The 23,530-nt window shown below is 72.9% G+C and carries 22 protein-coding genes; 12 read left to right on the forward strand and 10 right to left on the reverse strand.

The genetic code is table 11. The features are described from left to right. Positions 1-30 precede the first annotated feature (30 nt). Positions 31-228, forward strand: coding sequence for a ribbon-helix-helix protein, CopG family (locus ACIGO8_RS17315; RefSeq protein WP_399730654.1), 198 nt, complete (start codon positions 31-33; stop codon positions 226-228). Positions 229-297: 69 nt separating this feature from the next. Here ACIGO8_RS17315 and ACIGO8_RS17320 read toward each other — a convergent pair whose 3' ends face one another. Beyond that, a complete protein-coding gene (locus ACIGO8_RS17320; RefSeq protein ID WP_399730657.1) occupies positions 298-1,749 on the reverse strand; it encodes an NCS2 family permease in 1,452 nt (483 codons plus the stop codon). 189 nt (positions 1,750-1,938) lie between these two features. Between ACIGO8_RS17320 and ACIGO8_RS17325 the strand changes: the two genes are divergently transcribed. After that, on the forward strand, positions 1,939-2,229 hold the full coding sequence (locus tag ACIGO8_RS17325) for a DUF2530 domain-containing protein (RefSeq protein ID WP_399730660.1): 291 nt from the start codon (positions 1,939-1,941) through the stop codon (positions 2,227-2,229). Positions 2,230-2,389: 160 nt separating this feature from the next. Beyond that, complete coding sequence (locus ACIGO8_RS17330; RefSeq protein WP_399730663.1) at positions 2,390-4,837, forward strand: HAD-IC family P-type ATPase; 2,448 nt, start codon at positions 2,390-2,392, stop codon at positions 4,835-4,837. A gap of 17 nt (positions 4,838-4,854) precedes the next feature. Here ACIGO8_RS17330 and ACIGO8_RS17335 read toward each other — a convergent pair whose 3' ends face one another. The 3 genes from ACIGO8_RS17335 to ACIGO8_RS17345 all read right to left on the reverse strand — a co-directional run bounded on the left by ACIGO8_RS17335 (position 4,855) and on the right by ACIGO8_RS17345 (position 7,603). Then, positions 4,855-5,628, reverse strand: a complete 774-nt coding sequence (locus tag ACIGO8_RS17335; RefSeq protein ID WP_399730666.1) for a hypothetical protein — start codon at positions 5,626-5,628, stop codon at positions 4,855-4,857. Positions 5,629-6,012: 384 nt separating this feature from the next. Continuing rightward, the gene (locus ACIGO8_RS17340) at positions 6,013-6,591 is read right to left on the reverse strand and encodes an HD family hydrolase (RefSeq protein WP_399730669.1); all 579 of its coding nucleotides are present in this window, start codon (positions 6,589-6,591) and stop codon (positions 6,013-6,015) included. A 16-nt stretch (positions 6,592-6,607) separates the two neighbouring features. Beyond that, on the reverse strand, positions 6,608-7,603 hold the full coding sequence (locus ACIGO8_RS17345) for an XRE family transcriptional regulator (protein WP_399730671.1): 996 nt from the start codon (positions 7,601-7,603) through the stop codon (positions 6,608-6,610). Between the two features lie 264 nt (positions 7,604-7,867). On the opposite strand from ACIGO8_RS17345, the gene ACIGO8_RS17350 reads away from it, so the two are divergent. Then, positions 7,868-8,173 carry a hypothetical protein gene (locus tag ACIGO8_RS17350; RefSeq protein WP_399730674.1) on the forward strand — a complete coding sequence of 102 codons (306 nt, stop codon included), beginning with the start codon at positions 7,868-7,870 and terminating at the stop codon, positions 8,171-8,173. 132 nt (positions 8,174-8,305) lie between these two features. Then, a complete protein-coding gene (locus tag ACIGO8_RS17355) occupies positions 8,306-8,812 on the forward strand; it encodes a DinB family protein (RefSeq protein WP_399730676.1) in 507 nt (168 codons plus the stop codon). A gap of 50 nt (positions 8,813-8,862) precedes the next feature. Here ACIGO8_RS17355 and ACIGO8_RS17360 read toward each other — a convergent pair whose 3' ends face one another. Continuing rightward, entirely contained in the window at positions 8,863-9,642 is a 780-nt protein-coding gene (locus ACIGO8_RS17360; RefSeq protein WP_399730679.1) for a hypothetical protein, read from the reverse strand. A 218-nt stretch (positions 9,643-9,860) separates the two neighbouring features. Here ACIGO8_RS17360 and ACIGO8_RS17365 point away from each other — a divergent pair, with 218 nt between their 5' ends. Further along, positions 9,861-11,444 (forward strand): alpha/beta hydrolase, encoded by a 1,584-nt coding sequence (locus tag ACIGO8_RS17365; RefSeq protein ID WP_399730681.1) that lies wholly within the window; start codon positions 9,861-9,863, stop codon positions 11,442-11,444. Positions 11,445-11,456: 12 nt separating this feature from the next. Here ACIGO8_RS17365 and ACIGO8_RS17370 read toward each other — a convergent pair whose 3' ends face one another. Continuing rightward, on the reverse strand, positions 11,457-11,852 hold the full coding sequence (locus ACIGO8_RS17370) for a RidA family protein (protein WP_399731297.1): 396 nt from the start codon (positions 11,850-11,852) through the stop codon (positions 11,457-11,459). Positions 11,853-11,967: 115 nt separating this feature from the next. Here ACIGO8_RS17370 and ACIGO8_RS17375 point away from each other — a divergent pair, with 115 nt between their 5' ends. Next, positions 11,968-12,966, forward strand: coding sequence for a helix-turn-helix transcriptional regulator (locus ACIGO8_RS17375; RefSeq protein ID WP_399730684.1), 999 nt, complete (start codon positions 11,968-11,970; stop codon positions 12,964-12,966). Positions 12,967-13,125: 159 nt separating this feature from the next. On the opposite strand, the gene ACIGO8_RS17380 is transcribed toward ACIGO8_RS17375, so the two are convergent. Together ACIGO8_RS17380 and ACIGO8_RS17385 are read right to left on the reverse strand one after the other, a co-directional pair. After that, on the reverse strand, positions 13,126-16,359 hold the full coding sequence (locus ACIGO8_RS17380) for a sacsin N-terminal ATP-binding-like domain-containing protein (protein WP_399730687.1): 3,234 nt from the start codon (positions 16,357-16,359) through the stop codon (positions 13,126-13,128). Positions 16,360-16,828: 469 nt separating this feature from the next. Then, entirely contained in the window at positions 16,829-17,758 is a 930-nt protein-coding gene (locus ACIGO8_RS17385; RefSeq protein ID WP_399730690.1) for a DUF3027 domain-containing protein, read from the reverse strand. A 447-nt stretch (positions 17,759-18,205) separates the two neighbouring features. Here ACIGO8_RS17385 and ACIGO8_RS17390 point away from each other — a divergent pair, with 447 nt between their 5' ends. From ACIGO8_RS17390 to ACIGO8_RS17405, 4 genes are all read left to right on the forward strand, one after another. Continuing rightward, entirely contained in the window at positions 18,206-19,585 is a 1,380-nt protein-coding gene (locus ACIGO8_RS17390; RefSeq protein ID WP_399730692.1) for an MFS transporter, read from the forward strand. Positions 19,586-19,764: 179 nt separating this feature from the next. Then, positions 19,765-20,244: a DUF2771 domain-containing protein gene (locus tag ACIGO8_RS17395; protein ID WP_399730696.1), complete on the forward strand. Its 480-nt coding sequence runs from the start codon at positions 19,765-19,767 to the stop codon at positions 20,242-20,244. Positions 20,245-20,267: 23 nt separating this feature from the next. After that, positions 20,268-21,050, forward strand: coding sequence for a futalosine hydrolase (locus ACIGO8_RS17400; protein ID WP_399730698.1), 783 nt, complete (start codon positions 20,268-20,270; stop codon positions 21,048-21,050). Next, positions 21,047-21,892 carry a 1,4-dihydroxy-6-naphthoate synthase gene (locus tag ACIGO8_RS17405; RefSeq protein WP_399730700.1) on the forward strand — a complete coding sequence of 282 codons (846 nt, stop codon included), beginning with the start codon at positions 21,047-21,049 and terminating at the stop codon, positions 21,890-21,892. The genes ACIGO8_RS17400 and ACIGO8_RS17405 overlap by 4 nt, the downstream gene beginning before the upstream one ends. An 82-nt stretch (positions 21,893-21,974) precedes the next feature. Here ACIGO8_RS17405 and ACIGO8_RS17410 read toward each other — a convergent pair whose 3' ends face one another. Further along, complete coding sequence (locus ACIGO8_RS17410) at positions 21,975-22,358, reverse strand: cold-shock protein (RefSeq protein WP_031073201.1); 384 nt, start codon at positions 22,356-22,358, stop codon at positions 21,975-21,977. A gap of 186 nt (positions 22,359-22,544) precedes the next feature. Between ACIGO8_RS17410 and ACIGO8_RS17415 the strand changes: the two genes are divergently transcribed. Further along, complete coding sequence (locus tag ACIGO8_RS17415; protein ID WP_399730703.1) at positions 22,545-22,823, forward strand: hypothetical protein; 279 nt, start codon at positions 22,545-22,547, stop codon at positions 22,821-22,823. Here the strand turns inward: ACIGO8_RS17415 and ACIGO8_RS17420 are convergent. Next, positions 22,811-23,428: an HAD family hydrolase gene (locus tag ACIGO8_RS17420; protein WP_399730706.1), complete on the reverse strand. Its 618-nt coding sequence runs from the start codon at positions 23,426-23,428 to the stop codon at positions 22,811-22,813. The genes ACIGO8_RS17415 and ACIGO8_RS17420 overlap by 13 nt on opposite strands. Positions 23,429-23,530: the final 102 nt, after the last annotated feature.

Raw genomic sequence — 23,530 nt, forward strand, 5'->3', positions numbered from 1 at the left:
CGGGCCCGCCGGTGGCGCGAACCTGACGGCATGGAATCGACCGTGCTCAGCCTGCGTATCGACGGAGAGCTGCTCGAACGGCTCCGCGGTCACGCCGCCAGAAGAGGAATGAGCGTCCAGGACTATGTCGTCCGGACGCTCATTCGGGAGGATTTCGACGAGCGGTTCAAGACCGCCGTCGACGAGACGGAGAAGTTCTACGGGCTCGACCCCGCCCGTACGACGTGACAGCTCCTCGTCGTACGAGGTGAGGCTGGGGCCAGGTGAGGCCTGGGGCCAGGTGAGGCCTGGGGCCGGCTACGTGAGGCCCAGCGCCGGCATCGCGTAGTAGAAGACGAAGACCGCCGACACCACGTACATGGCCACCGGGACCTCGCGGCCCCGGCCCGCCGCGAGCCGCAGCACGCTGAAGGCGATGAAGCCGATGCCGATGCCGTTGGTGATCGAGTAGGTGAAGGGCATCATCACCATGGCCAGGAAGGCCGGCACGGCGATGGTGAAGTCGCTCCAGTCGATCTCCTTGACCGACCCGGCCAGGATCAGGAAGCCCACCGCGAGCAGGGCGGGAGTCGCCGCCTGCGAGGGCACCATCGTGGCGAGCGGCGTGAGGAACAGCGCGACCGAGAACAGACCGCCGGTCACCACCGAGGCCAGGCCGGTGCGGGCACCCTCGCCGACACCGGCCGTGGACTCCACGAAGCAGGTGGTGGCGGAGGAGGACGTGGCGCCGCCGGAGGCGACGGCGAGGCCGTCGACCAGCAGGACCTTGTTGATGCCCGGGAAGTTGCCGTCCTTGTCCATCAGCTTGGCCTCGTCGCCGACACCGAGGATCGTGCCCATCGCGTCGAAGAAGCAGGACAGCAGCACGGTGAAGACGAACAGGACACCGGTCAGGACGCCGACCTTGTCGAAGCCGCCGAAGAGGCTGACCTTGCCGACCAGGCCGAAGTCGGGCGAGGCGACCGGGTTGCCCGGCCACTCCGGCGTCGTCAGGCCCCAGGACGGGACGGTGGCGACCGCGTTGATCACCATCGCGACGATCGTCATCACGACGATGGAGATGAGGATCGCGCCCGGCACCTTGCGGACGATCAGCGCGAGGGTGAGCAGGGTGCCCAGGATGAAGACGAGCACCGGCCAGCCGGTGAGGTGGCCGTCGCCGCCGAGCTGGAGCGGGACGGTGGTGTGGGCGGCGTCCGGGATGCGGGAGACGAAGCCGGAGTCCACCAGGCCGATGAGCATGATGAACAGGCCGATGCCGATCGCGATGCCCTTGCGCAGGCCGACCGGTACGGCGTTCATCACCCGCTCGCGCAGGCCCGTCGCGACCAGCAGCATCACGACCAGGCCCGCGAGCACGACCATGCCCATGGCGTCCGGCCAGGACATCTTGGGCGCGAGCTGGAGCGCGACGACCGTGTTGACGCCGAGGCCGGCGGCGAGCGCGATGGGCACGTTGCCGATGACGCCCATGAGGAGCGTCGAGAAGGCCGCGGTCAGCACGGTCGCGGTGACGAGCTGGCCGCCGTCGAGCTGGTGCCCGTACATGTCCTTGGCGCTGCCGAGGATGATCGGGTTCAGCACGATGATGTAGGCCATCGCGAAGAAGGTGGCGAAACCGCCGCGGATCTCGCGGGCGACGGTGGAGCCGCGCTCGGAGATCTTGAAGTAGCGGTCGAGGCCGGAGACGGGGCCCTGCGGGGCTTCCGGTTCCGGCGAGGTGGCCCTGGCGGTGGCCGTGGTGCTCATGGGGTTCCTCTGCGGAGGTACGGGGGTACGGAGGAGTACGAGGTACGAGATACGTCCCTTTTTGGCGGTTCATACAAAGGGAACCCGCCGGAGGCAAACCGTTTCAGTATGAACACATGAACGAGTGAGCGTCCATCTCCGCGCGTAGACCGTGCAGGGGCTCGAAAACCGGCCGCCTAGACTGTCGCCATGGCGAAGTGGACACCGAAGCACGAGGCACCCGAGCCCCTGGAGGGGCCCGTCGTCGCCACCATCACGGGCGGCACGATCCTCTGGTTCGTCCTGTTCCTCGTCCAGGTCCCCTTCTACTCCTGGTTCGACGACCGCGACCTGACCTGGTGGGTGTGGACCTGCCTGGCCGGCGCCGGGCTCGGCCTCATCGGCATCTGGTACGTGCGCAAGCGCGACGCGGCGATCAAGCGGCACGAGGCGGCCCGGGCCGCAGGCGCGGGACCGGCGCCGGAGTCCGACCGCACGTAAGCCCGCGGGTCCCTGCGCACCCGGGTCCCTGCGCACGTAGTCCCTGGGTCCCTCCGCACCCGGGGCCCGTCATGCCTGGGGACCATTCCGCTCCTCCCCCGGTCTGATCTTCGGACTTCTCGGCAGGTGAGCGGCCGAATCCCGCCGTAACGTCGAAAACATGACTCAGCGGGCGAAGATCGACACCGGCGGGAGCGAGGCCGGAGGCGGGGCCGGGGCCGGGGCGGGGGCCACCACCCACGGCGCGCCGGCCGTCGTGCACCACGTCGCCGGGCTCACCGCGGCCGAGGTCGCCGAGCGCGTCGCGCGCGGCGAGGTCAACGACGTACCCGTCCGCAGTTCCCGCTCCACCGCCGACATCGTCCGCGGCAACGTCTTCACCCGCTTCAACGCGATCATCGGCGTGCTGTGGCTGATCATGCTCTTCGTCGCGCCGATCCAGGACAGCCTCTTCGGCTTCGTGATCATCGCCAACACCGGCATCGGCATCATCCAGGAACTGCGCGCCAAGAAGACCCTCGACGGCCTCGCCGTCATCGGCGAGGCCAAACCCACCGTCCGGCGCGACGGCGTCACCGCCGAGATCTCCACCTCCGAGATCGTCCTCGGCGACCTGATCGAACTCGGCCCCGGCGACAAGGTCGTCGTCGACGGCGAGGTCGCCGAGGCCGACAGCCTGGAGGTCGACGAGTCGCTGCTCACCGGCGAGGCCGACCCGGTCGTGAAGAAGCCCGGCGACCGGATGATGTCGGGATCCTTCGTCGTCGCCGGCGGCGGCGCCTTCACCGCCACCAAGGTGGGACGCGAGGCCTACGCCGCCCAGCTCGCCGAGGAGGCGTCCCGCTTCACCCTCGTCCACTCCGAACTGCGCACCGGCATCTCCACCATCCTCAAGTACGTGACCTGGATGATGATCCCGACCGCCGTCGGCCTCGTCATCAGCCAGCTCGTCGTCAAGGACAACGACTTCAAGGAGTCCGTCGCCCGCACCGTCGGCGGCATCGTCCCGATGATCCCCGAGGGCCTCGTCCTGCTCACCTCCGTCGCCTTCGCGATCGGCGTCATCCGGCTCGGCCGCAAACAGTGCCTCGTGCAGGAACTCCCCGCCATCGAGGGCCTCGCCCGCGTCGACGTCGTCTGCCTCGACAAGACCGGCACGCTCACCGAGGGCGGCATGGACGTGACCGACCTGCGCCTGCTGAACGGCGCCGACGAGTCGTACGTACGGAAGGTCCTCGGCGCCCTCGGCGAGTCCGACCCGCGCCCCAACGCCTCCCTCCAGGCCGTCATCGACGCCTACCCGGACGCGGTGGACTGGCGCTGCACCGAGTCGCTGCCGTTCTCCTCCGCCCGCAAGTACAGCGGGGCCGCGTTCAGCGAGGGCGACGGCGAGAGCTCCTCCTGGCTGCTCGGCGCGCCCGACGTGCTGCTGCCGGCCGGCGACCCGTCCCTCGCCGAGGTCGACCGGCTCAACGAGCAGGGCCTGCGGGTCCTCCTCCTCGCCCGTACCGCCGACGCCCGCGAACTCGACTCGCCCGACGTGGCGAAGGACGCCCGCGCCACCGCCCTCGTCGTCCTCGAGCAGCGGCTGCGGCCCGACGCCGCCGACACCCTCGCCTACTTCGCCGACCAGAACGTCGCCGCCAAGGTCATCTCCGGCGACAACGCGGTCTCCGTCGGCGCCGTCGCCGGCAAGCTCGGCCTGCCCGGCGCCGAGAACACGCTCGACGCCCGCGCGCTGCCCGCCGAACGGGAGGAGATGGCGAAGGCCCTCGACGAGGGCTCCGTCTTCGGCCGGGTCACCCCGCAGCAGAAGCGCGACATGGTCGCCGCGCTCCAGCACCACGGCCACACCGTCGCCATGACCGGCGACGGCGTCAACGACGTGCTGGCGCTCAAGGACGCCGACATCGGCGTCTCGATGGGCTCCGGCTCCGAGGCCACCCGGGCCGTCGCCCAGATCGTCCTCCTCGACAACTCCTTCGCGACGCTGCCGTCGGTGGTCGCGGAGGGCCGCCGGGTCATCGGCAACATCACCCGCGTGGCGACGCTCTTCCTGACGAAGACGGTCTATTCGGTGCTGCTCGCCGTCCTGGTCGTCTGCACCCAGGTCGAGTACCCGTTCCTGCCGCGCCACCTGACCCTGCTGTCCACCCTCACCATCGGCGTGCCCGCCTTCTTCCTGGCCCTCGCGCCCAACCGCGAGCGCGCCAAGCCCCACTTCGTACGGCGCGTGATGCGGTACGCGATCCCGGCCGGCACCATCGCGGCGGCGGCCACCTTCGCGACCTACCTCCTCGCCCGCCACCACTACACCGGCCCCGGCGCCCTCGACGCCGAGACCAGCGCCGCGACCCTCACCCTCTTCCTCGTCTCCATGTGGGTCCTCGCGATCATCGCCCGCCCCTACACCTGGTGGCGCGTCGCCCTGGTCGCGGCCATGGGCGGCGCCTTCCTCCTGGTCCTGGTCGTGCCCTGGCTCCAGCACTTCTTCGCGCTGAAGCTGGTGGGCGTGACGATGCCCTGGACGGCCGTGGCGATCGCGGCGGCGGGCGCGGCGCTCCTGGAGGTGACCTGGCGCTGGGTGGGCCGCCGCTTCCCGACCTGACCGGTCACCTCGGTCCGTCAGGCCGTCGCCGCCTGTCTGCAGTCCGCGCACAAGGGCGTCGGATCCTCGCTGCGCATACCTCGCTCACACCCCTCGCAGCTCACCACCGGCAGCACCCTCGGTGGCCGGGTGGCGGCGGGCAGCGGCGGCGGGATCATCACGCGGAGCCGGTACGCGAGGAAGCGGGCCGGGTGGTGGATGGGTACGTGGTCGGGCGGAAGCGCTCCGGTGAGGGTCCGTGCGATCTGCTCCGGGCTCGCGTCGAGCGCGAGCCAGGCGTCGACGGCCGGCGCGAGTTCCCGCACGTCCCGCCAGGAGAGCAGGAGACGGGAATCGACGACACGCAGCCGGGCCAAGAGGTCGGCGGCGGGTCCGGAGGGCCGGGCGGGAGGAGGCGGGGGCGGGGGCGATGGCGCGGCCGCGGGTACGGCTGCGGGCTCTGGTGTGCGCGCGGGCCGTGGCTCGGGCTCGGGGTCCGGTTCGGGATCCGGCTCGGTATCCGGCTCGGGCCGGGGTGGCGGCGTGGGCACTCCGCTGCCGCAGCCGGGCATGTCGTAAAAGATCAACCGAGTCGCGAACCGCCCGCCCCCGAGTGACACCCTCCTGCGCTCCAGGTATCCGGCCGCGACGAGCTCGTTCAGCGCCCGCCGGATCGTGATCTCGCCCTCTCGGAAGCGGAGAGTCAGCCGCTTCACGCTGACGTCGGCGCCGTCGGGCAGCGACTGGATGTGCAGGGCGAGCCCCATCGCCACCGCGGACAAGGTCCGGTGCTGGGCGAGGTGATTCCCCACGATCGTGAAATGGTCCCGGTGCCGGTGCCGTACGCGGATCACTCCTGAGCGTGGCGCGTCGGCGGGAATCTCGAACGGAACGGGAGACGCGGACACGGCCGCGTTAGACTGCGGATCAGCCATCGGGAAGGTCTTCTCTTCCTGATCGGTAGGCCCTCGTCAGGATGCCAGTCCTGCCGGGGGCCGAGTTGCATATGCCGTTGTTGCGGCCGACCGTACCGCATTCATCCCCGTACCAAACACTCTGTCACTCGATCGTGTGATCCGCGGAGTTGGGGGACGGAGGGGGTGGGTTTGGCGGGTTCTCTCCCCGAGTCCTTTCCAGGGAGTCGAGCGACACCGGGCGGTGGCCGACCACGCCCCGGCGGCCACGTCGACCGGAGATCAGCTCAGGAAGGTCTTCCGCCATTCCAGCGGGGACATGGTCAACGCGGCCTCGGCCAAGGCCTGGGCGGAGGCGGTCTTGAGGCTGTTCAGGGACGTGTCGATCCAGTCCTGAACCAGGGTGTTGCCCTGGGACCGGTACTCCACGGCCTGAACCAGGCACTCCAGCTTGTCCGCGTCCCTCGCCACGATGGCCTCGGGCGACTCCTTGGCCTCGTACTCCTCGACGACCCGCTGCACGCCGTCCCTCACCGCGGGATGCGCGGCGGAGACCTGATCCGCCGTGACCGTCTGGTTCGCGGCGGCGTCGAGATACCGGCGGCCGATGTGCGGGATGTCTCCGATACGGGTCTCCTGCGTGTCATGGAACAGACACATCAAGGCCACCCTCGCGGGATCCACGCCTTCCATCATGGCGAGTACGGCACCGATGACGCCCACGCGGAACGAGTGCTCGGCGATCGACTCGGGGTTGTTGTTGCCGGTGAACCACCATCCGGTCCGCTTGGCGTTCTTGAGCACGCCCATCTCGAAGATGAACCCGGCCGTGCCTTGGGCGTTCGCCGTCTCGTCTGCCATGTGGTGACCTCCGGTGTCAGGTGCGATGCGAGAAAACGTAGTGCACGGTGCGGAGTTCGCGACGGGACCTTTCCGAGGTGCCGCCTGTGTCCAGCAGCCGCTCCGCACGCTCTGCCAGGGTGCGAGCCAGCACGGGCGATGCCTGGGGCAGCCATGGATGCGCGGTCAGCAGCGCCCACAGCGTGTGGACGTAGAGATCGACGTATCCAGGAGCATGGTGCATCCCGTACGTCAGCCCGCGCAGCAGCGTCACAGGCTCCCAGGCGGCGAGCTCGGGGTCCCGCATGAACTGGTCATCAGCCTGGGGAAGCCGCACGCCGCCGAGCCAGTACGCCCAGTAGTTCAGGTTGGCGGCCTCGGCCGCGTCGTCGTCGGCGAGTGACCGCTCGATGAAGTCCAGAAGCGGCTGCGGATCTCCCAGCCGGGCCAATGCCGTCGCAGTCGACCGGGCTTCCGTCCAGTGTTCCGACCATCCGCGCCGGGCGAGCACTCCCCGGCGGGAGTGCAGGGTGTGTGCCGTCCATGCGGCCGCTTCCGGGCCACGGTCGTACGAGGCGAGGTAGAGCGCCTGCCGGTGCAGGAGCGTGCCACCGCCCGATCTCCTCGCCGCTTCGGCGGTCTCCCTCAGATGCGCGAAGAAGAGCGCTCGGTCCGCCGCTCCCAGCAACGGCGCGGAGGCGACCGGACCGCGCCGGGATACGAGGACACGATCCGTCAGTGCCGGCGGCGTCACTCCGGTCAGGGCCCAGGCCAGCATGTGAGCCGTGTCGCGGGTGTGAACCCACGATGCGAGTGGATGCTGTCCGATGTCGTCCGGCGCCAGAGCGGCACCGATGATCTGGTCGGCATCCATCGCCGAGTCCAGCAACCCCACCACAGCCGGGTCCGCTCCCAGCGCGCCCAGCCTCCGGCGCAGCTGCAGGAGCGCCCCGGCCTTCATGTTCGCCAGCGGCCTGCGCCCTGACTCCCACCCCTGCAGTGTGCCGAGGTCCACGCCCAGGGACTCTGCCATCGACACCTGTGTGCACGGGATGCTCTCCCGCGCCAAGCGCAGTACCAAGCCCGCGACAGCCCCAGTGATCGTGCGTCCACGTGCGGGCGGTTTCGCCGCCATGACCAGCTCCCCGAGAGCGTTCCGTCTCCCAACACGTACTGCCAGTCAGTCCTACCGCGTCTGCGGCGACCGTACGTTCAAGATGCGAAAACGACCGGCTTCCCTCCGGGTTATGGGCCTTGCCCATCCCACGGGAGTGCCCCTTCAGGGAGGAGCAAGCGCATGAGCGCGTCCGATCAGCCGCCAGGCGCGCCGAGCAGAGCTCTTCGGATGCGTGCGGCCGATGGCTGGGAGAGGTTCATGCGCCGCGTGGAAGCACGGGAGGTGCCTCCGGTCGGTCCTGACGGCTACGAAGAGCACCCGTGGCTTCACCAGCGGGTCCGCGACACCGCCAGCAAGGGCGAGGGCGAACTGACGGCCGTCACGCACGAACTGCACACCGACGGGCGTCTGGTGCGCATCGCCCACATCCGTCCTGACAACGGCATCGAGTGGACGGCATCCCTGGACAACATCCGGCCGATTTAGTGAGTTCCTTCGACCTGGGACCGATCGGAGCACCATGCCCCGATCGCCACGGACCCCCGTCGGCGCCGACAGTCCGCGGGCCCGTGGGAAATGCCTCGACACCGGGCGCGGTGATCAGGGACGCTACGCGCGATGACCAGAATCGACGACATGCCGCCCGCGTGGGACGAGCGCACGCAGCTCACCACGTTCCTCGACTACGCACGTGACACCGCCCGCGCCAAGTGCGAGGGCGTCTCCGCGGAGAACGCCCGCAAGGCGCTGCTGCCCGGCTCACCGCTGATGACCATGAGCGGGCTGATCAACCACCTCCGCTGGGTCGAGTACTACTGGTTCCAGGTGGTCTTCCTCGGCGAGGAGGACCAGGGTCCCTGGACCGAGGAGGACCCGGACCGCGAGATGCGGATCGCCGTCGACTTCCCGCTGCCGCGGCTGCTCGACGAGTACGCGGAGCAGAGCGCCCGCTATCGCGAACTGGTCGCCGCCCGCGGACTGGACGAGCGGGCCGAGCGGCCGGTGCGCGACGGACGCCACGTCGACCTGCGCTGGATCCTGCTCCACCTCACCGAGGAGACGGCCCGTCACAACGGCCACCTGGACATCCTCCGCGAGATGCTCGACGGCACGACCGGCGACTAGGGCACGTGCCAGGCGTCGCGAGCCCGGCATGGTCGGCGAGACACCCCCTCTCAGCTCGACAGGAGTGGCGCCAGCGCCAACGCGCCGCCGGCCAGGACCAGAAGCAGTCCGCCTGCACCGCGGGCGTAGATCTTGAACAGCACGCGGCCCCACACCAGATCCGTGGAAGCCCACCCGGGTCTCTGCGGGTCGTAGGTGATCGGGGGCCGCGGTCCGCGGAACGTGCTGCGATGGTGGTGCTCGACGCCGTCGGCGTCGGTGTACTTGTACCAGGCGGCCCCGTCCTTCGCCCTGAAGTCGAGCCTGGCGACCACGGTGATCCCGCGTTTCCTCAGCGGGAGCTGGAGCCGTACGTCGTCCGCCACGAAGAGCAGCATGAGCAAGCCGCTGAACAGCGGGAACGCACCGACGATCACCACTATCACGTCCGACCCGCGCGTAACGCCTGTCCAGATCGCGTACCCGAGATACGTGAGAGCAGGGGCGCCGAGGACCGTCAGCAGCACGTAGTCCGTCAGCCTCCAGCCGTCCCGCGGCTGCTCCAGAGAGGTGACGGTGACCCGGGCACTTCCGCCCGGGTCCCGCTGCTCGGGCAGAGCGGCGGTGAGTGCGGTGACGAACGCGGTGGCGGCGGTCGCGTTGCCGCCGTCCACCCGATGCACAGCCCCGTCGGTCAGCACGATCTCGACCTCCCGCCCACCGGCGGTCCGGGCCTCCTGGACCACCGCGAACGGGATCTCGGTACGGGAGGCGCGGTTGACCGTCCGAATGCCGTCCGCGTCGAGCACCGTCTCGGCGCCGTCGCCGCGAAGTATCTGGGGAGAGACCATCCGTATGCGACCTCCTGGGTGTGACACGGCGTCATCCGCTGTTTTGCTTCCAGGGAAGCTATCGCGAGCGGAAGCTGCCGCGTCAGCCCTCCCGGGCGGCCCCGGACCCGCGGTCCAGGGCAGGCTCCGGGCCGCCACCGCCCTGGGGCTGTCCCCAGGGTGGAGGCGGGGGCAGGCTGTCGTGACGGGGCCGGGGGGCCGTTTCTAGGGTCGAGCGCATGACTCGTCATCACATCGTGGCGCTGACCGTCGCGTTCGCCGCCTGTACGGGATTAGCGGCCGCCGCGCCCGTACAGGCGCAGGCACCGGCCCACGCGCAGCCGAAGCAGCAGCCGAAGCAGACGCAGCCGAAGCCGGTGCGGTGGAAGAGCTGCGTCCTCGGGCCCGGGGACCGGCAGGGCCAGGAGCTGGAGGCCGCCGGGGCCCGGTGCGCCGACGTGGTCGTGCCGCTCGACTACCGGCGGCCCCACGGCCGCACCATCAAGATCGCGATCTCGCGCATCGCGGCCACCGACCGCAGGCACCGCGTCGGCGTGCTGCTGCTCAACGACGGCGGGCCGGGCGGCGCGACGCTCGGAAGCCCGCCGCGCGTGCGGGCGGCCCTGAAGGACGTCGCCGCGCGCTACGACATCATCGGCATGGACCCGCGGTTCGTCGGCCGCAGCAACCCGCTGGACTGCCGCTGGCCGGTCGGCAGCGGCATCCTGTCGGCGGGCACGAGCCGGGCCGCCTTCGACCGGCAGGTCGCCTTCCAGAAGGACCTGGCCGCCAAGTGCCGGACCAACGCCGGCGACCTGCTGCCGCACGCCAGCACCCGTAACACCGCCCGCGACATGGACGTCATCAGGGCCGCGCTCGGCGAGCGGAAGCTCCACTACCTCGGCGTCTCCTACGGCACCTACCTCGGCACCGTCTACACCCAGATGTTCCCCGGCCGCGCCGGCCGCGTCGTCCTCGACGGCGCCCTCGACCCGCGCGTCTACGGCCCCGGCATGCTCCCGCACCTCGTCGACGCCAACGAGCACGCGCTCGCCGACTGGGCGGCCTGGACCGCGGCCCGCCACGACACGTACGGCCTCGGCCGGACCGGCCCCGAGGTGGTCGCCGCCGTCACGGGCGTCGTCGAGGCCGCCGGCCGCGCCCCGCTGACCGTCGGCACCGGCGCGGACACCTTCCGGCTCGACGACACCCAGGTGCCGTTCGTGCTCTTCGGCGGCCTCGCCGACGACACCGACGCCTCACGGGCCGGCCTCGCCTCGGCGGTCGCCGCCCTCAAGGCGGCCGCCGACGGCCGGCCGCCGGCGCCCCTGCCCCCGGACTTCGTCCAGCTGCTCCGCTTCGCCTTCACCGACGCGGACACCGCCGCCGGCAGCGCCCAGATGGCCATCCTGTGCGCGGACGCCGCCGTGCCGCGCGACCCCGAGGTGTACTGGCGGGCCGTCGAGGCCGGCCGCGCCGCCCACCCCGTCCTCGGGCCCGCCCTGAACAACATCAACGCCTGCGCGTTCTGGGACGCGCCGCGCGAGCGGCCCACCCAGGTCCGCCACGACGTCCCCGCCATGATCGTCGCCGCGACCGGCGACCCGCGCACCGTGTACCCGGGCAGCGTCGCCCTGCACGACATGCTCCCCAGCTCCCGGATGGTCACGCTGCGCGGCGCCAACACCCACGGCCTGTACGGCTTCTACGGCAACGCCTGCGTCGACGACGCCGTCACCGCGTACCTCGGCAGCGGCCGCCTGCCGCGGACCGACCTGACCTGTGACAAGCAGCCCGCGGCCGGCCGGCAGGCGGCACGCTAGCCGCTCCGTCCGTCACCCGACGGCGGTCCCCTCCAGCTCCACCAGCTGGCCGGGGACCGCCAGCCGCGTCACCCCGAGCATCGTCGTCGCCGGCGCCACCCCGGCCGCGCCCAACCGCCCCGCCAGGACGCCGTAGTGCCGGAAGAGCAGATCGACGTCGGTCGTGTAGACGTTGAGCCGGACGAGGTTCGCGAGCGACATGCCGGCCTCGCCGAGCACCGCCTCCACGTTGTCGACGCTCAGCGCCAGCTGCGCCGCCATGTCGCCGTCGTGCAGCGGCCTGCCTTCGCCGCTCATCGCGGTCTGCCCCGAGAGGAACAGCGTCCGGGTGTGCCCGGAGACCACCTCGCCCTGGTTGAACCCCAACTCCACCGACCACGTCGACGGGTTGACCGCCGTTCGCCGCACTGTCACATCAGCTCCGTTCCGTTCGCCGGGACCGCTTGCCCCGCCCGCGGACGAGCCTTCCAACGAATCACGACACCCTTCGTCAGGTATTCCGTGGGTCCGTTAGCGTTCTCGCATGCGCGCCGACCGGCTGGTCTCCCTGGTGCTCCTGCTGCGCCGGCACGGCCGGCTGACGGCCGACACGCTGGCCCGTGAGCTGGAGGTGTCCACCCGCACCGTCCTGCGCGACATCGAGGCGCTGTCCGCGGCCGGCGTCCCGGTCTACGCCGAACGCGGCAGACACGGCGGTTTCGCGCTGCTGCCGGGCTTCCGGACCGAGCTCACCGGGCTCAGCCACGACGAGACCCTCGCCCTGCTGACCGCCGGATCAGGCCGCGGCGAGCAGGTGTTCGGCCTCGGCCCGGCCCTCGCCTCGGCCCTGCGCAAGGTCGTCGACGCCCTGCCCGAGACCCACCGGACCTCCGCCGACGACGCGGCCCGGCGGATCCTCGTCGACCCGGAGACCGACCTGCTCTCCCGCCGGCTGGTCGTCGACGAGGTGCCCGACAGCACCATGAGCGTGGTCCGGCGCGCGGTGCTCGCCGGACACAAGCTGCGCATCCGCTACGCGGCCACCGGCCAGGCGCCGGGGTGGCGCACGGTCGACCCGGTCGGCCTGGTCACCGTACGCGACCGGGGCTATCTGCTGGCCACACGAGCCGGCGCGGACCGCACCTACCGGCTGTCCCGGGTGTCGGCCGCCGAGGAACTCCCCGAACCGGCCGAGCGGCCCGGGCGGGTCGACCTGGACCGGATCTGGCGGGAACGCTCCGCGCGGTTCCTCTCCGGCGGCGACCACCTCACCGTGCTCGTACGGCTGGAGCCGGCGCGGCGCGAGGAACTGCTCGACACCGCGCTGGCCGTCCGCGCGGAGGAACCGGACGCGGACGGCCGGCTGCGCCTCGAGGTGACCTTCCAGGACGCGCGGCACGCCGAATGGGCGCTGTGGCAGCTCGGCACGGACGCCGAGGCCCTCGCCCCGCGCTCCCTGCGCACCGCCCTGCGCGACCGCGCCGCCGCCCTGGCCGCCCGCTACACGGACCCGGCTCCCGCCGCGGACCCGTCCCCGTCCTGAGCCCGTACGAAGGACCGCGCGGGCCCGGCTCCCGCCGCGGGCCCACCGCGGGCCCGCCCCGAGCCGGCGCCCGTACGGCGAACCGCACGAGCGCCGTGCCGCCCGCCCGTACGGCGAACCGCGCGAGCGCCGTGCCGTGCCGCGCCGCGCCGCGCCGGGTCAGTCGAACCAGCGGTCGCGGGCGAGTTCCGCCGTCCGTGACGGGTCCTCGAGCAGGGCCGCCACCTCGAAACGGCGCGGCCACTGACCCGCGGCCCAGGCCAGGCCCGCCGCGACGCCCTCCAGAGTGGCGGCGTGGATGACGCCGTCGGGAGTGCGGCGCCAGTCGAGCTCGACGCCGGCCGCCAGGAGTTCCTCGTGCTCGATGTACGTGGCGGGCGTCGCCGGACCGAGCAGCGCGGCCACCGCGGACGGCACCTCGTGCTCCTCGCCCACCGTCGTCACCTCGGCCTCGACCGCCTCGCTCAGGCGGCGCACCTGGAACAGCTCGGCCAGGTCCGCGGCCCGCGACGGTGCGACGGGCAGCAGCGGCAGGTCACCGGCGAGCGGCAGCAGGTCGGGCGCGTCGGCGACCAGCGCGTCGGCCGCGTCGACGACGACCAGCGCGCCGTCGACGACCGCGCGCAGCTCGTCGGGCAGCGTGACCTGCTCCGGGTCGAGATCGGCGAGAGCCGTGTACAGCGCGTGCAGCTGGGCGCCCGACACCTGACGGTCCGGGTCGGCGAGCCGGCCGAGGAGTTCGGCGGCCCCGCCCGGCTCGTCGAGCAGCGCGGCCACCGACGTCCGTACGCCGAGCGCCCGCAGCACCTGCTCGTCCTCGAAGCCGGTCGCGTCGGCGGAGTCGTACAGGCCGATGAGCAGCGGATCCGTGCCGGCCGCGCGCAGTCCGGCGGGGCGGCGGCCGTCCAGGACGGGATGGTCACGCAGCCACCAGGCGGTGTACGGCCGTACGGTCTCGGTCGTGCCGTCCGGCAGCAGCACCCGCACCGGCTGCGTCAGCGCGTCCCGCAGCGGCGGCTGCGCCAGCAGGGCCAGCGCCTGCGGCCAGGCGTCGTCGTCGACCAGGTCCAGGTCCCGTACGGCGACGATCTCGGTCGCCACCGGCGGCACCGGCGTCTCGGGCAGCCGGTCAAGGACGTCCTCGCACCACACGTCGACGGCGTCGAGCAGCCCGGCGTCGTCGGGCTCCGCGAAGTCGCCCTCGCGCGGCTCCAGTTCGTCCGGATCGAGGACCAGGTCGGTGGCCCGCACCAGCTGGAAGTTGGCCAGGACGCCGCAGGCGGCGAGCGGCTGCTCGCCCCAGCGCTCGGCGAACTCGGCGTCGACCAGGGCCAGCTCGCCCTCCCGCATCACCGACGCGAACGCCGAACCGGGCATCACGAGCTCCCCGGCCGGCGCCGGCTCCCCGTCCTCGTCGGGCAGCGCCAGCGCCCCGAGCCAGGGCTCGTCACCGGGAGCGAGCTCCGCGTCCCGTACGAGGGCGAGGACGGTCTCGGCGAGTTCCTCCGCGTCCGGCGTGTCGGCGTCCTCGTCCCAGATCTCGCCGGCGTCGAGCGACGCGGCGACCGCCGCCCGCACCTGCGGCGTGGTCAGTACCGCCCGCGGCGTCGCCGGCACGGCGCCCAGCTTCTCCAGGATCGGGTGGGCGGCGTCCGGGTGGGCGACCTTCAGTCCGAGCCGGGTGAGGTCGACGGGCGTGTGGGCCTGCGGCAGGAGGACCTGGCGCGGGCCGATGGTGGTGCGGACGGGAGCCGCGGGCGGCGCCGCCTCCTCCTCGGCCCCCGGCACCTCGTCCGCCGGCACCTCGTCCGCTCCGGCCATCACGGCGTCGACGGCCGGGGCCTCGGCCTCCGCGGACATCAGCGGCACCGGCAGGCCCGTCAGGCGGTCCGGGTCGACGCCCGCGAGCGAGTCGTACAGCCGCCACCACCACCGCGGCGAACGGTCCACGCCCGCCAGACGGTCGATCGCCTCCGTCAGCGGCAGCCGGCCCACACCGAGCGTCCGCAGCTCGGCCCGGCGCTCCAGGCCCGCCGGCAGCAGCGTCGGAAAGACCTCGGCCAGCACCGACACCGTCCCGGCGCCCGCGCCCTCCACCACCTCCGCCTCGATCGGCCGCAGCGCGGGCAGCTCCTCCGACGCGGTGGCCGGGGCCAGGAACGCGACCCGCGGCAGCCGGTCCAGGACGGCGGCGCGCAGCGCACCGTCGAGGACGCCCTTGCCGAGCGGGCCGGGCACCAGGTCCAGCGTGCCGGTGCTCACCGGCCGCCACTCGCCGAGCAGCTCGGCGTACGCCTCGCCCGCCCGGTCGACCAGGAAGTCCGTGAGCGGCCCGGGCGCCGGATGGCGGCGGGCGGTGTCGAGCGGGAACGACGCGATGAGCAGGGCGGGAATGCCGAGCGGCTCGTCGGTCGGCGTCGGCGCGTGCACGACGGGCGTGGTGCGCGGGTACTGCGGCGCGCCGTCCGCGTCGACCGGTACGGCCCAGGTGACCGACCAGTGCGGGCGCAGGCGCTCCTCGACCGGGCGGTCCTTCAGGAGCGCCGGGTCGAGCGGGCCGCCGTGGCTGACGGTCCGCCAGCGGCGGGCGCCGGGCGCGGGGTCCGCGGAGTCGGCGATGTGGACGTAGCCGTCCGCTTCGGTACGGGTGAGGGTGCGGACGCCCGCCTCGGTCTCCACGACCACCTCGGTCAGGCCGGGCAGCGTGAGGAGCAGCGCGTCGTCGACGGAGTCGAGCAGCCGTTCGGCCAGGTCGACGGCGGCGGAGTCCCGCAACGGCAGCACCACGACCGTGTCGTAGCCCTCGGGCGCGGTGCCCTCGGCGGGCAGCGGGAGCCGCAGCAGCGGTACGTGGCCGTCGCGGCGGCGCAGCTCGTCGCCGAGGCCCGGGCTGTGCCTGGCGGTCTCGGCGGCCAGCTCACGGGCCTCCGCGAGGGACCAGCGGACACCGCCGTGGCGGCCGAGGACGGCCGGCTCGTCGGAGACGGCGAGCACCGCGGCGAAACCGACGCCGAAGCGGCCGACGGCGCCGCCGTCGTGCTCGGTCCGCTTGGCCGAGGCCCGCAGCGTCGACAGGGACTCGACGCCGGCCGCGTCCAGCGGGGCGCCGGTGTTGGCGGCGGCGAGGACGGCCGGGCCGTCGGCGTCCGCCGGGTGCAGCGTGAGCCGGAAACGACCGGTGACGCCGGCGCGGCGGGCGGCGTCGGCGGCGTTCTGGGCGAGTTCGACGACGAGGCGGTCGCGGTAGCCGCCGAGGACCAGGTCCTCCTCGGCGTTGGCGTCCTCCCGGAAGCGGGCGGGACCCGCGCCCCAGGAGTCGAGCACGCCTCTGCGGAGCCGTGCGGTACCGAAGGGGTCGGCGCCGTCGGTCGACGTCCTGACGCTGACGCTCACGTCTGACTCCACTCTGCGGGACGGGGATCTGGCCGGGGCCCGAAGGTACCGCGCCGCGGGCGGCCCCCACCGCCGGGGCACGTCCCGCCACGATCCCGGGCCCCCGCCACCACGTGCGCCGCGCCTGCCGAAACGTCGCCCGCGCCCCGTGCGGGCCGCGCCTGCTTGCGCGGCGCCCCCGGCCCACCCCCGTGCGGGCCGCGCCCGCTTGCGCGGCGCCCCCGGCCCACCTCCGTGTGGGCATTCGTCCCGCTGGGGCGGGACGGGTGGGCACACGGGACGGCGCCCTTGCGGGCGCGTTCCGCACCTGCGCCTGAACCGGCACCCCACGGACGCCGCGCTCCGGGTGCGGGTCAGGGCCCGGAAGCCTAGGCCCGGCAAGGGGGGCCGTCCGTTGTGCCCACCCGTTCCGCCCCAGCGGAACGAATGCCCACAACGGAGGTGGCGACGGGCATGGGGCCGCGGGGGCCTAGGAGTGGCCCAGGTCTTCGGAGGTGGTGTCGGGTTCCGTCGTGGAGCCCGAATCCCTCGCCGGCCGCAGCGGAAACTCGTCCGCCGAGATCGAGTCCAGCACCGGCGGCGCCGGCCGCGGCGGCTTCGGCATGACCGCCGCCTCCGAGTGCCCGCCGCAGCCGTAGGACAGCGAGACGACCCGCCCGTCCGCCGGCGAGAACTCGTTGGCGCACACACCGAACGCCTGCTTCAGGGACCCGGCCAGCGGCACCAGGAACGCGCAGGACACGCAGCTCGCCGGCGCCGCCTGCGCCATCGGCGTCTTCGCCCCGAAGGCCTCGTCCCAGCGGTCCGCGGCCACGTGCAGCCCGTACCGCGACAGGACCCGTGCCCGCCGCATGCCGAGTTCCTCGGCGACCGCGGCGATCGCGCCGCGCGACGGCGTGCGGGAGGTGATCTCGGCGTCCTCGACGTCGAGGTGCTCCTCCATCTCCTCCGAGACGGCCGAGTTCGGCGGCGGCGCGTCCTCGCCGGAGTAGCCGGGCTCCAGGCGCAGGTCGTCCTGCTCGGTCGGCAGCAGGTCGCCCGGGCCCATGTCGCCCGGCCGCAGCCGTTCGCTCCACGGCACCCACTCGGGCGCGAGGAGCGCGTCGGGTCCGGGCAGCAGGACGGTTTCGTCGAGGGTGACGTTCTTGGCGCGGGAGGCCCGGGTGACGGTGACCGCCCACCGCCAGCCGCGGTAGCCGGGCTCCTTGCACTCGAAGAAGTGCGTGACGACCCGGTCGCCCTCGGCGACCGCCTCGACGTGCTCCCCGACGACGCCGGGCGCGGCCGCCTCGTCGGCCGCCTCCCTCGCGAGGTCTACCGCCTCGACGCACAGGCGGTCCGGGGTACGCGTGGCTCGCGGGGTACGCGGGGTACGGCTTCGCGTCGTCGCAGCACTCACAGGTCTCGCTTCTCTCCTACGCCGTCTCACGGGTGCGCCGGCCGAGGAGCGGGAGCGAAGTCCTGGGCGGTGGGCGGAGCGGACCAGAGGGCCGCATCGACGTCCACGCCCGACGGTTCTCGCGTGTCTCGGGCACACCTATCGTCATCCATTCTGCGGGATGCCGAAGAGGCGCGCGGCCGAGAACATCCGCCGGTGGCGCGCTACGCACGCTACCCCGTTCGCAGCGCTCAGCCCACCTGCGCGCCCCAAGTGGCCCGCATCGCGGACCGAGGAAAACCGAGGAACGGGGCCGAGGAACCGTAAACGGGCCCTTGTACGGGACCTTGTACCGGCCCGCGACGCGCCCGGGCACCGGGTCCGTACGGGCCGGGCGCCAGGCCGCGTACGAGCCGCGCCGGGCCCCGCCACCGGTTCGTACGGGGAAGCGTGGGGCACTATGACGGAGTGGCAGCCGCACGGTCTTCCGCACGATCCCACGATCCTGCCGGGCCGCTCAGCCGAGCGGGCCGGAAAGTCGGGCGCGCCCTGCACCTGCCGTTCACCGGCACGGCGCGGGGCATCAGGAAGGCCACGCACGCGCACGGGGCGGGTGAATCGGGGCTCGGGAAGCTGATCGAGCTGCACGCCGTCAACGGCGCCGGCGACGTCATGATCACCGTCGCGCTCGCCTCCACCGTCTTCTTCTCCGTGCCGACGGACGAGGCGCGCGGCCGGGTCGCGCTCTACCTCGCCGTCACCATGGCCCCCTTCGTCCTCCTCGCGCCGGTCATCGGGCCGCTCCTCGACCGGATCCCGCACGGCCGCCGCGCGGCGATGGCGGGCGCGATGCTGACCCGGGCGGTGCTCGCCGTCCTGATGTCCACCGCGGTCGCCACGGGCGGCCTGCAGCTCTATCCGGCGGCGCTCGGCGTCCTGGTGGCCTCGAAGGCGTACGGCGTGGTGCGCAGCGCCGTCGTACCGCGGCTCCTGCCACCGCACTTCTCGCTCGTGAAGGCGAACTCGCGGGTGACGCTCGCGGGCCTCGTCGCCACCGGCATCGCCGCGCCGATCGGCGCCGGGCTGCAGATGGTCGGCCCGGGCTGGCCGCTGTACGGGGCGTGCGCGCTGTTCCTGCTGGGCACGTTCTGGGCGCTGCGGATGCCGCCCAAGGTGGACTCGGCGAAGGGTGAGCGGCGGGCCCATCTGCTGACGCACGGCGAGAAGCGGCCGAGTCTGCGGACGGTGGGCCCGGCCGTGCTGCACGGCCTGCAGGCGAACGCCTCGCAGCGCATGCTGTCGGGTTTCCTGATCTTCTTCCTGGCGTTCCTGCTGCGGGTGCACCCGCTGTCGGGGCAGAGCGCGGCGGTGTCGCTCGGCATCGTGGGCGTGGCGGCGGGCGTCGGGAACGCCTGCGGGACGGCCGTCGGCTCGCTGCTGCGGGACCGGGGCCACGGTCCTGAAGTGATCATCGCCACGATGCTGTCGGTGGTGCTCGCCACCGCGGTCCTGACGGCGGTGTTCTTCGGCGGCCTGATGGTGGCGGTGCTCGGGGCGGTGGCGGGCCTGACGCAGGCCCTGTCGAAGCTGTCGCTCGACGCGCTGATCCAGCGCGACGTGCCGGAGGCGGTGCGGACGTCGGCGTTCGCCCGTTCGGAGACGGCGCTGCAGATGGCGTGGGTGGTGGGCGGCGCGATCGGCATCGCGCTGCCGCTGAACGGCACGCTGGGGATGTCGGTGGCGGCCGGGATCCTGGGCCTCGGCGCGCTGTTCTCGGTCCGCGGCCTGCTGGCGGCGGCCCGCCGTCAGCGGCGCCGTGGCCAGTCCTCGAAGGCCCGGCTGGCCTAGGCGGTGTCCTGCCGATCAGGCCGGACACCGCCTGGGGGGGTGTCCGGCCTGGCGGCCGGAGTGGCCGGGGCGGCTGGCCCGGGGCGGCCGGTGGCGGCGTGGGCGGCGTAGGGGGTGTGTAGGGCGGCACGCCGTACCCCCGCGTGGCGCGGGCGCGGAGGCCCGATAGCCTTCGGCCCATGACCGTTGCGTTCACCTCCCGCAAGCGCCGCCGGGCCGTCGTCGCCCTCGGGGCCGTCTCCGCCGGGCTCCTCGTCCTCTCCGCCTGCGACAAGCCGACGCCGCGCGCGACCGTGACGGTCGGGTCCGACTCGGTGAGCTCCGAGGCAGCCTGTTACAACGGCGGCGATGCGCTCGACCAGAAGCAGATCACCTCCTGCCTGAACAAGAAGGCGGAGAAGACCATCTCCGTCGACCCCTCCGACAAGGTCCGCTTCGGCGTGGACCCGGAGGTCGCCGACAACGGCTGGACGATCTTCCTCAACGGCCAGAACGCCGAGCCGGAGCCGTTCAAGAAGACCTACCGGTCCATCCCGGCCAGCGCGTTCTTCGCCAGCCAGACGGGCGAGTCGACCGACAAGACCACGGTCACGCTCGTCGAGACGAAGGACAAGGAAGTGAAGGGCATCTGGTCCTTCGAGCTGAAGAAGCAGTCCTGACCCGGATCCCCCGTGTCCTGGTCGTGACGGCCGTGGCGGCGGAGGCCGACTCCGTCGCCGCCGGCCTCGGCCAGGACGCTCCGGAAACCGGCTGGGGCGAGGTCCCGCTTCCCGGCGGCTTCGTCCTGCGCCGCCACGTCTCCGACCTGCGGGTCGTCGACGTCCTGGCCGCCGGCGTGGGCCCCGCGGCCGCCGCGACGGCCACGACCGCGGCCCTGACCGCCGCGACGGCCACGACCACGGCCCCGACCACCGCGGCCCTCCCCGCCGGCGCCGCGCGCCCCGTCCCGTACGACCTCGTCGTCTCCGCGGGCATCGCCGGCGGCTTCCCGCCGGGCGCGCCGCTCGGGGCGGTCGTCGTCGCCGACGCCGTCGTCGCGGCCGATCTCGGCGCCCAGACGCAGGACGGCTATCTGGCCGTGGAGGAGCTCGGATTCGGGCGCTCGGTGCACCGGCCCCGGGCCGGGCTCGTCGGTGCGGTCGCCGACGCGCTGGCGAAGGACGCCGTCCGGTACGCCGTGGGGCCGGTGCTCACCGTGTCGACCGTGACCGGGACCGCCGGACGGGCCGCCGAGCTGGCGGAACGTCATCCGGGCGCCGTCGCCGAGGCGATGGAGGGCTTCGGCGTGGCGGAGGCCGCCGCCGCGTTCGGCGTGCCCGTCGCCGAGATCCGCGCCGTCTCGAACGCCGTCGGCCCGCGCGACCGCGCCGCCTGGCGGATCGGCGACGCGCTGGCCGCGCTCCGGCAGGCCTTCCGGCTGCTCAGCCACACCGTCTTCGTGGACCTCGAGGGAATCCCGCAGTGAAACTGAAGATCGCCTACTCGCCCTGCCCCAACGACACCTTCGTCTTCGACGCCTGGGCCCACGGCCGCGTCCCCGGCGCCCCGCGCCTCGACGTGACCTTCGCCGACATCGACCTCACCAACGGGTGGGCCGAGCGCGGCGAGGGCGCGTACGACGTCCTGAAGGTCTCGTACGCGGTGCTGCCCTGGATCCTCGACGACTACGCCCTGCTGCCCTGTGGCGGCGCCCTGGGGCGCGGCTGCGGGCCGCTGGTGCTCAGCCGGGAGCCCGGTCTCGACCTGACCGGGAAGACGGTGGCGGTGCCGAGCGAGCGTTCGACGGCCTATCTGCTGTTCCGGCTGTGGGCGGCGGACACCGTCCCGGGCGGCGTCGGCGAGGTCGTCGTGCTGCCGTTCCACGAGATCATGCCGGCCGTGCGCGACGGCAAGGTCGACGCCGGGCTCGTCATCCACGAGGCCCGCTTCACCTACCAGGCGTACGGGCTGCACGCGCTCGCCGACATGGGCGAGCACTGGGAGCACACCACCGGCCTGCCCATCCCGCTCGGCGCGATCGTCGCCCGGCGCTCGCTGGGCGAGGACACGCTGCGGCTGCTCGCCGAGTCGGCGCGGACCTCGGTCCGGATGGCCTGGGACGACCCGACCGCCTCCCGGCCGTACGTACTCGAGCACGCGCAGGAGATGGACCCGAAGGTGGCCGACCAGCACATCGGTCTCTACGTCAACGAGTTCACCGCCGGGCTCGGCGAGACCGGCTACGCGGCGGTGCGCGGGCTGCTCACGCGCGCCGCGGCCGAGGGGCTCGTACCGCCCCTCGGCCCGGACGCGCTGAAGTTCCCGTAGTCACGTCCTCGCACCGTCCCCGGGCTCGGCCGGGGCGGGACGACCGGGGCGGGACGACCGGGGCGGGACGACCGGGGCGCGGCTAGACGTCGAGCTGGTCCGCGACCGCCCGCAGCAGGCCCGCGATCTTCTTGCCGTGCACCTTGTCGGGATACCGGCCGCGCTCCAGCATCGGCGTGATGTTCTCCAGGAGCGTGGTCAGGTCCTGCACGATGGACGCCAGTTCGTCGGGCTTACGGCGCTGTGCCGCGGCGACGGACGGCGTCGGGTCCAGGACCGTGACGGAAAGCGCCTGGTCACCGCGCTGGCCGGCGACCACACCGAACTCGACGCGCTGCCCCGGCTTGAGGGCGTCGACTCCGGCGGGGAGCACCGACGAGTGCACGAAGACGTCGCCGCCGTCATCGCGGGAGAGAAAGCCGAAGCCCTTCTCGCTGTTGAACCATTTGACCTTGCCGGTAGGCACGTCCGTCCTCGTCCTCGTACTCGATGGGTGCGCCGGGATCCCGGCTCCGTGTGCGGATTGATGTGATGAGAGAGATTAAACAGATACAGCGGGTCACCGACCCGCGGGCATCAAGGCTAATGGGCCACGGCCCGGTGACAAGACGTCGCCGGTCCGTTCCTCCGGCCTGGGAACTACCCTGGCCGAATGCGTAGTGAAACCCCCACGGCCCCGTCGGACGACAGCGCGCCGGGTGACGGCCTCGTCCGCGCCGGCGCGATCGTGTTCATCGTCGGCGCCGTCGCGACCCTGGTCACGGTCGCTCCGCTGTTCGTCGGCACCGACCCGTTCCCGACGGTCGCGTATCTGGTGTCGATGCTGATGGGCGTCGGCTTCCTGATCGCCGCCGCCGGCGTGCTGCGCTCGATCGCCGCCGGCCGCCGCCGCGCCCGCGCCGTCCAGGCGGCGACGGCTCAGCCCCGGTAGCCCTCCCACCAGGGGCGGAAGTCCGTCAGGTCGGCGAGGACGACGTCCGCGCCGGCCGCCCGCAGCTCTTCGGCACCGCACGGCCCGGTGGCCACCGCGACCGACAGCGCGCCGGCCGTCCTGGCGCCGCGCACGTCACCGGTGTGGTCGCCGACGTAGACGCCGGCGCCGTGCGCGCGCAGCGCCTCCGCCTTGCCCTCGGCCCACAGTCCGCCGATCACGGCGTCGGGCTCGATGCCCAGGTGGGCGAGGTGCAGCTTGGCGTGCGGCTCGTTCTTCGCGGTGACCACCAGGGTCCGGCCGCCCGCCTCACGAACGGCTTGAATCGCATCCCGCGCGCCGGGCAGCGGAAGGCTCGGCTCTATCGCGTACGACGGGTAGAGGGCGCGGTAGCGGGCCACCATCTCCACCACCTGCTCGGCCGGGAACCACTCGGCGATCTCGTGCTCCAGCGGCGGCCCGAGCCGGGAGACGGCCAGGTCGGCGTCGATCGGCACGCCGGTCTCGGCGGTCAGGGCGACGTAGGCGGCCCGGATGCCGGGCCGGGAGTCGATGAGCGTCATGTCGAGGTCGAAGCCGACGGTGGGCGCGCTGCGGGAAGTCATGCGGGCCATTGTGCCCGTGTGTGCGAAAACGGCTGCTGTCTACACTTAGCCAAGCCTTACCGAACCACGAACCACGAACCACGAGCCGAGGGCTGAAGGGCC

Origin of the sequence: Streptomyces sp. NPDC053493, from assembly GCF_044544825.1 — a bacterium.
GTDB lineage: Bacteria > Actinomycetota > Actinomycetes > Streptomycetales > Streptomycetaceae > Streptomyces.

Excerpts from the sequence above, each read along its gene's own strand:
- ACIGO8_RS17350 (WP_399730674.1), top strand. The coding sequence starts at position 7,868 with ATGAGCGCGTCCGATCAGCCGCCAGGCGCGCCGAGCAGAGCTCTTCGG.
- ACIGO8_RS17345 (WP_399730671.1), bottom strand. The coding sequence starts at position 7,603 with ATGGCAGAGTCCCTGGGCGTGGACCTCGGCACACTGCAGGGGTGGGAG.
- ACIGO8_RS17315 (WP_399730654.1), top strand. The coding sequence starts at position 31 with ATGGAATCGACCGTGCTCAGCCTGCGTATCGACGGAGAGCTGCTCGAA.
- ACIGO8_RS17320 (WP_399730657.1), bottom strand. The coding sequence starts at position 1,749 with ATGAGCACCACGGCCACCGCCAGGGCCACCTCGCCGGAACCGGAAGCC.
- ACIGO8_RS17355 (WP_399730676.1), top strand. The coding sequence starts at position 8,306 with ATGACCAGAATCGACGACATGCCGCCCGCGTGGGACGAGCGCACGCAG.
- ACIGO8_RS17365 (WP_399730681.1), top strand. The coding sequence starts at position 9,861 with ATGACTCGTCATCACATCGTGGCGCTGACCGTCGCGTTCGCCGCCTGT.
- ACIGO8_RS17360 (WP_399730679.1), bottom strand. The coding sequence starts at position 9,642 with ATGGTCTCTCCCCAGATACTTCGCGGCGACGGCGCCGAGACGGTGCTC.
- ACIGO8_RS17325 (WP_399730660.1), top strand. The coding sequence starts at position 1,939 with ATGGCGAAGTGGACACCGAAGCACGAGGCACCCGAGCCCCTGGAGGGG.
- ACIGO8_RS17375 (WP_399730684.1), top strand. The coding sequence starts at position 11,968 with ATGCGCGCCGACCGGCTGGTCTCCCTGGTGCTCCTGCTGCGCCGGCAC.
- ACIGO8_RS17415 (WP_399730703.1), top strand. The coding sequence starts at position 22,545 with ATGCGTAGTGAAACCCCCACGGCCCCGTCGGACGACAGCGCGCCGGGT.
- ACIGO8_RS17395 (WP_399730696.1), top strand. The coding sequence starts at position 19,765 with ATGACCGTTGCGTTCACCTCCCGCAAGCGCCGCCGGGCCGTCGTCGCC.
- ACIGO8_RS17330 (WP_399730663.1), top strand. The coding sequence starts at position 2,390 with ATGACTCAGCGGGCGAAGATCGACACCGGCGGGAGCGAGGCCGGAGGC.
- ACIGO8_RS17340 (WP_399730669.1), bottom strand. The coding sequence starts at position 6,591 with ATGGCAGACGAGACGGCGAACGCCCAAGGCACGGCCGGGTTCATCTTC.
- ACIGO8_RS17420 (WP_399730706.1), bottom strand. The coding sequence starts at position 23,428 with ATGACTTCCCGCAGCGCGCCCACCGTCGGCTTCGACCTCGACATGACG.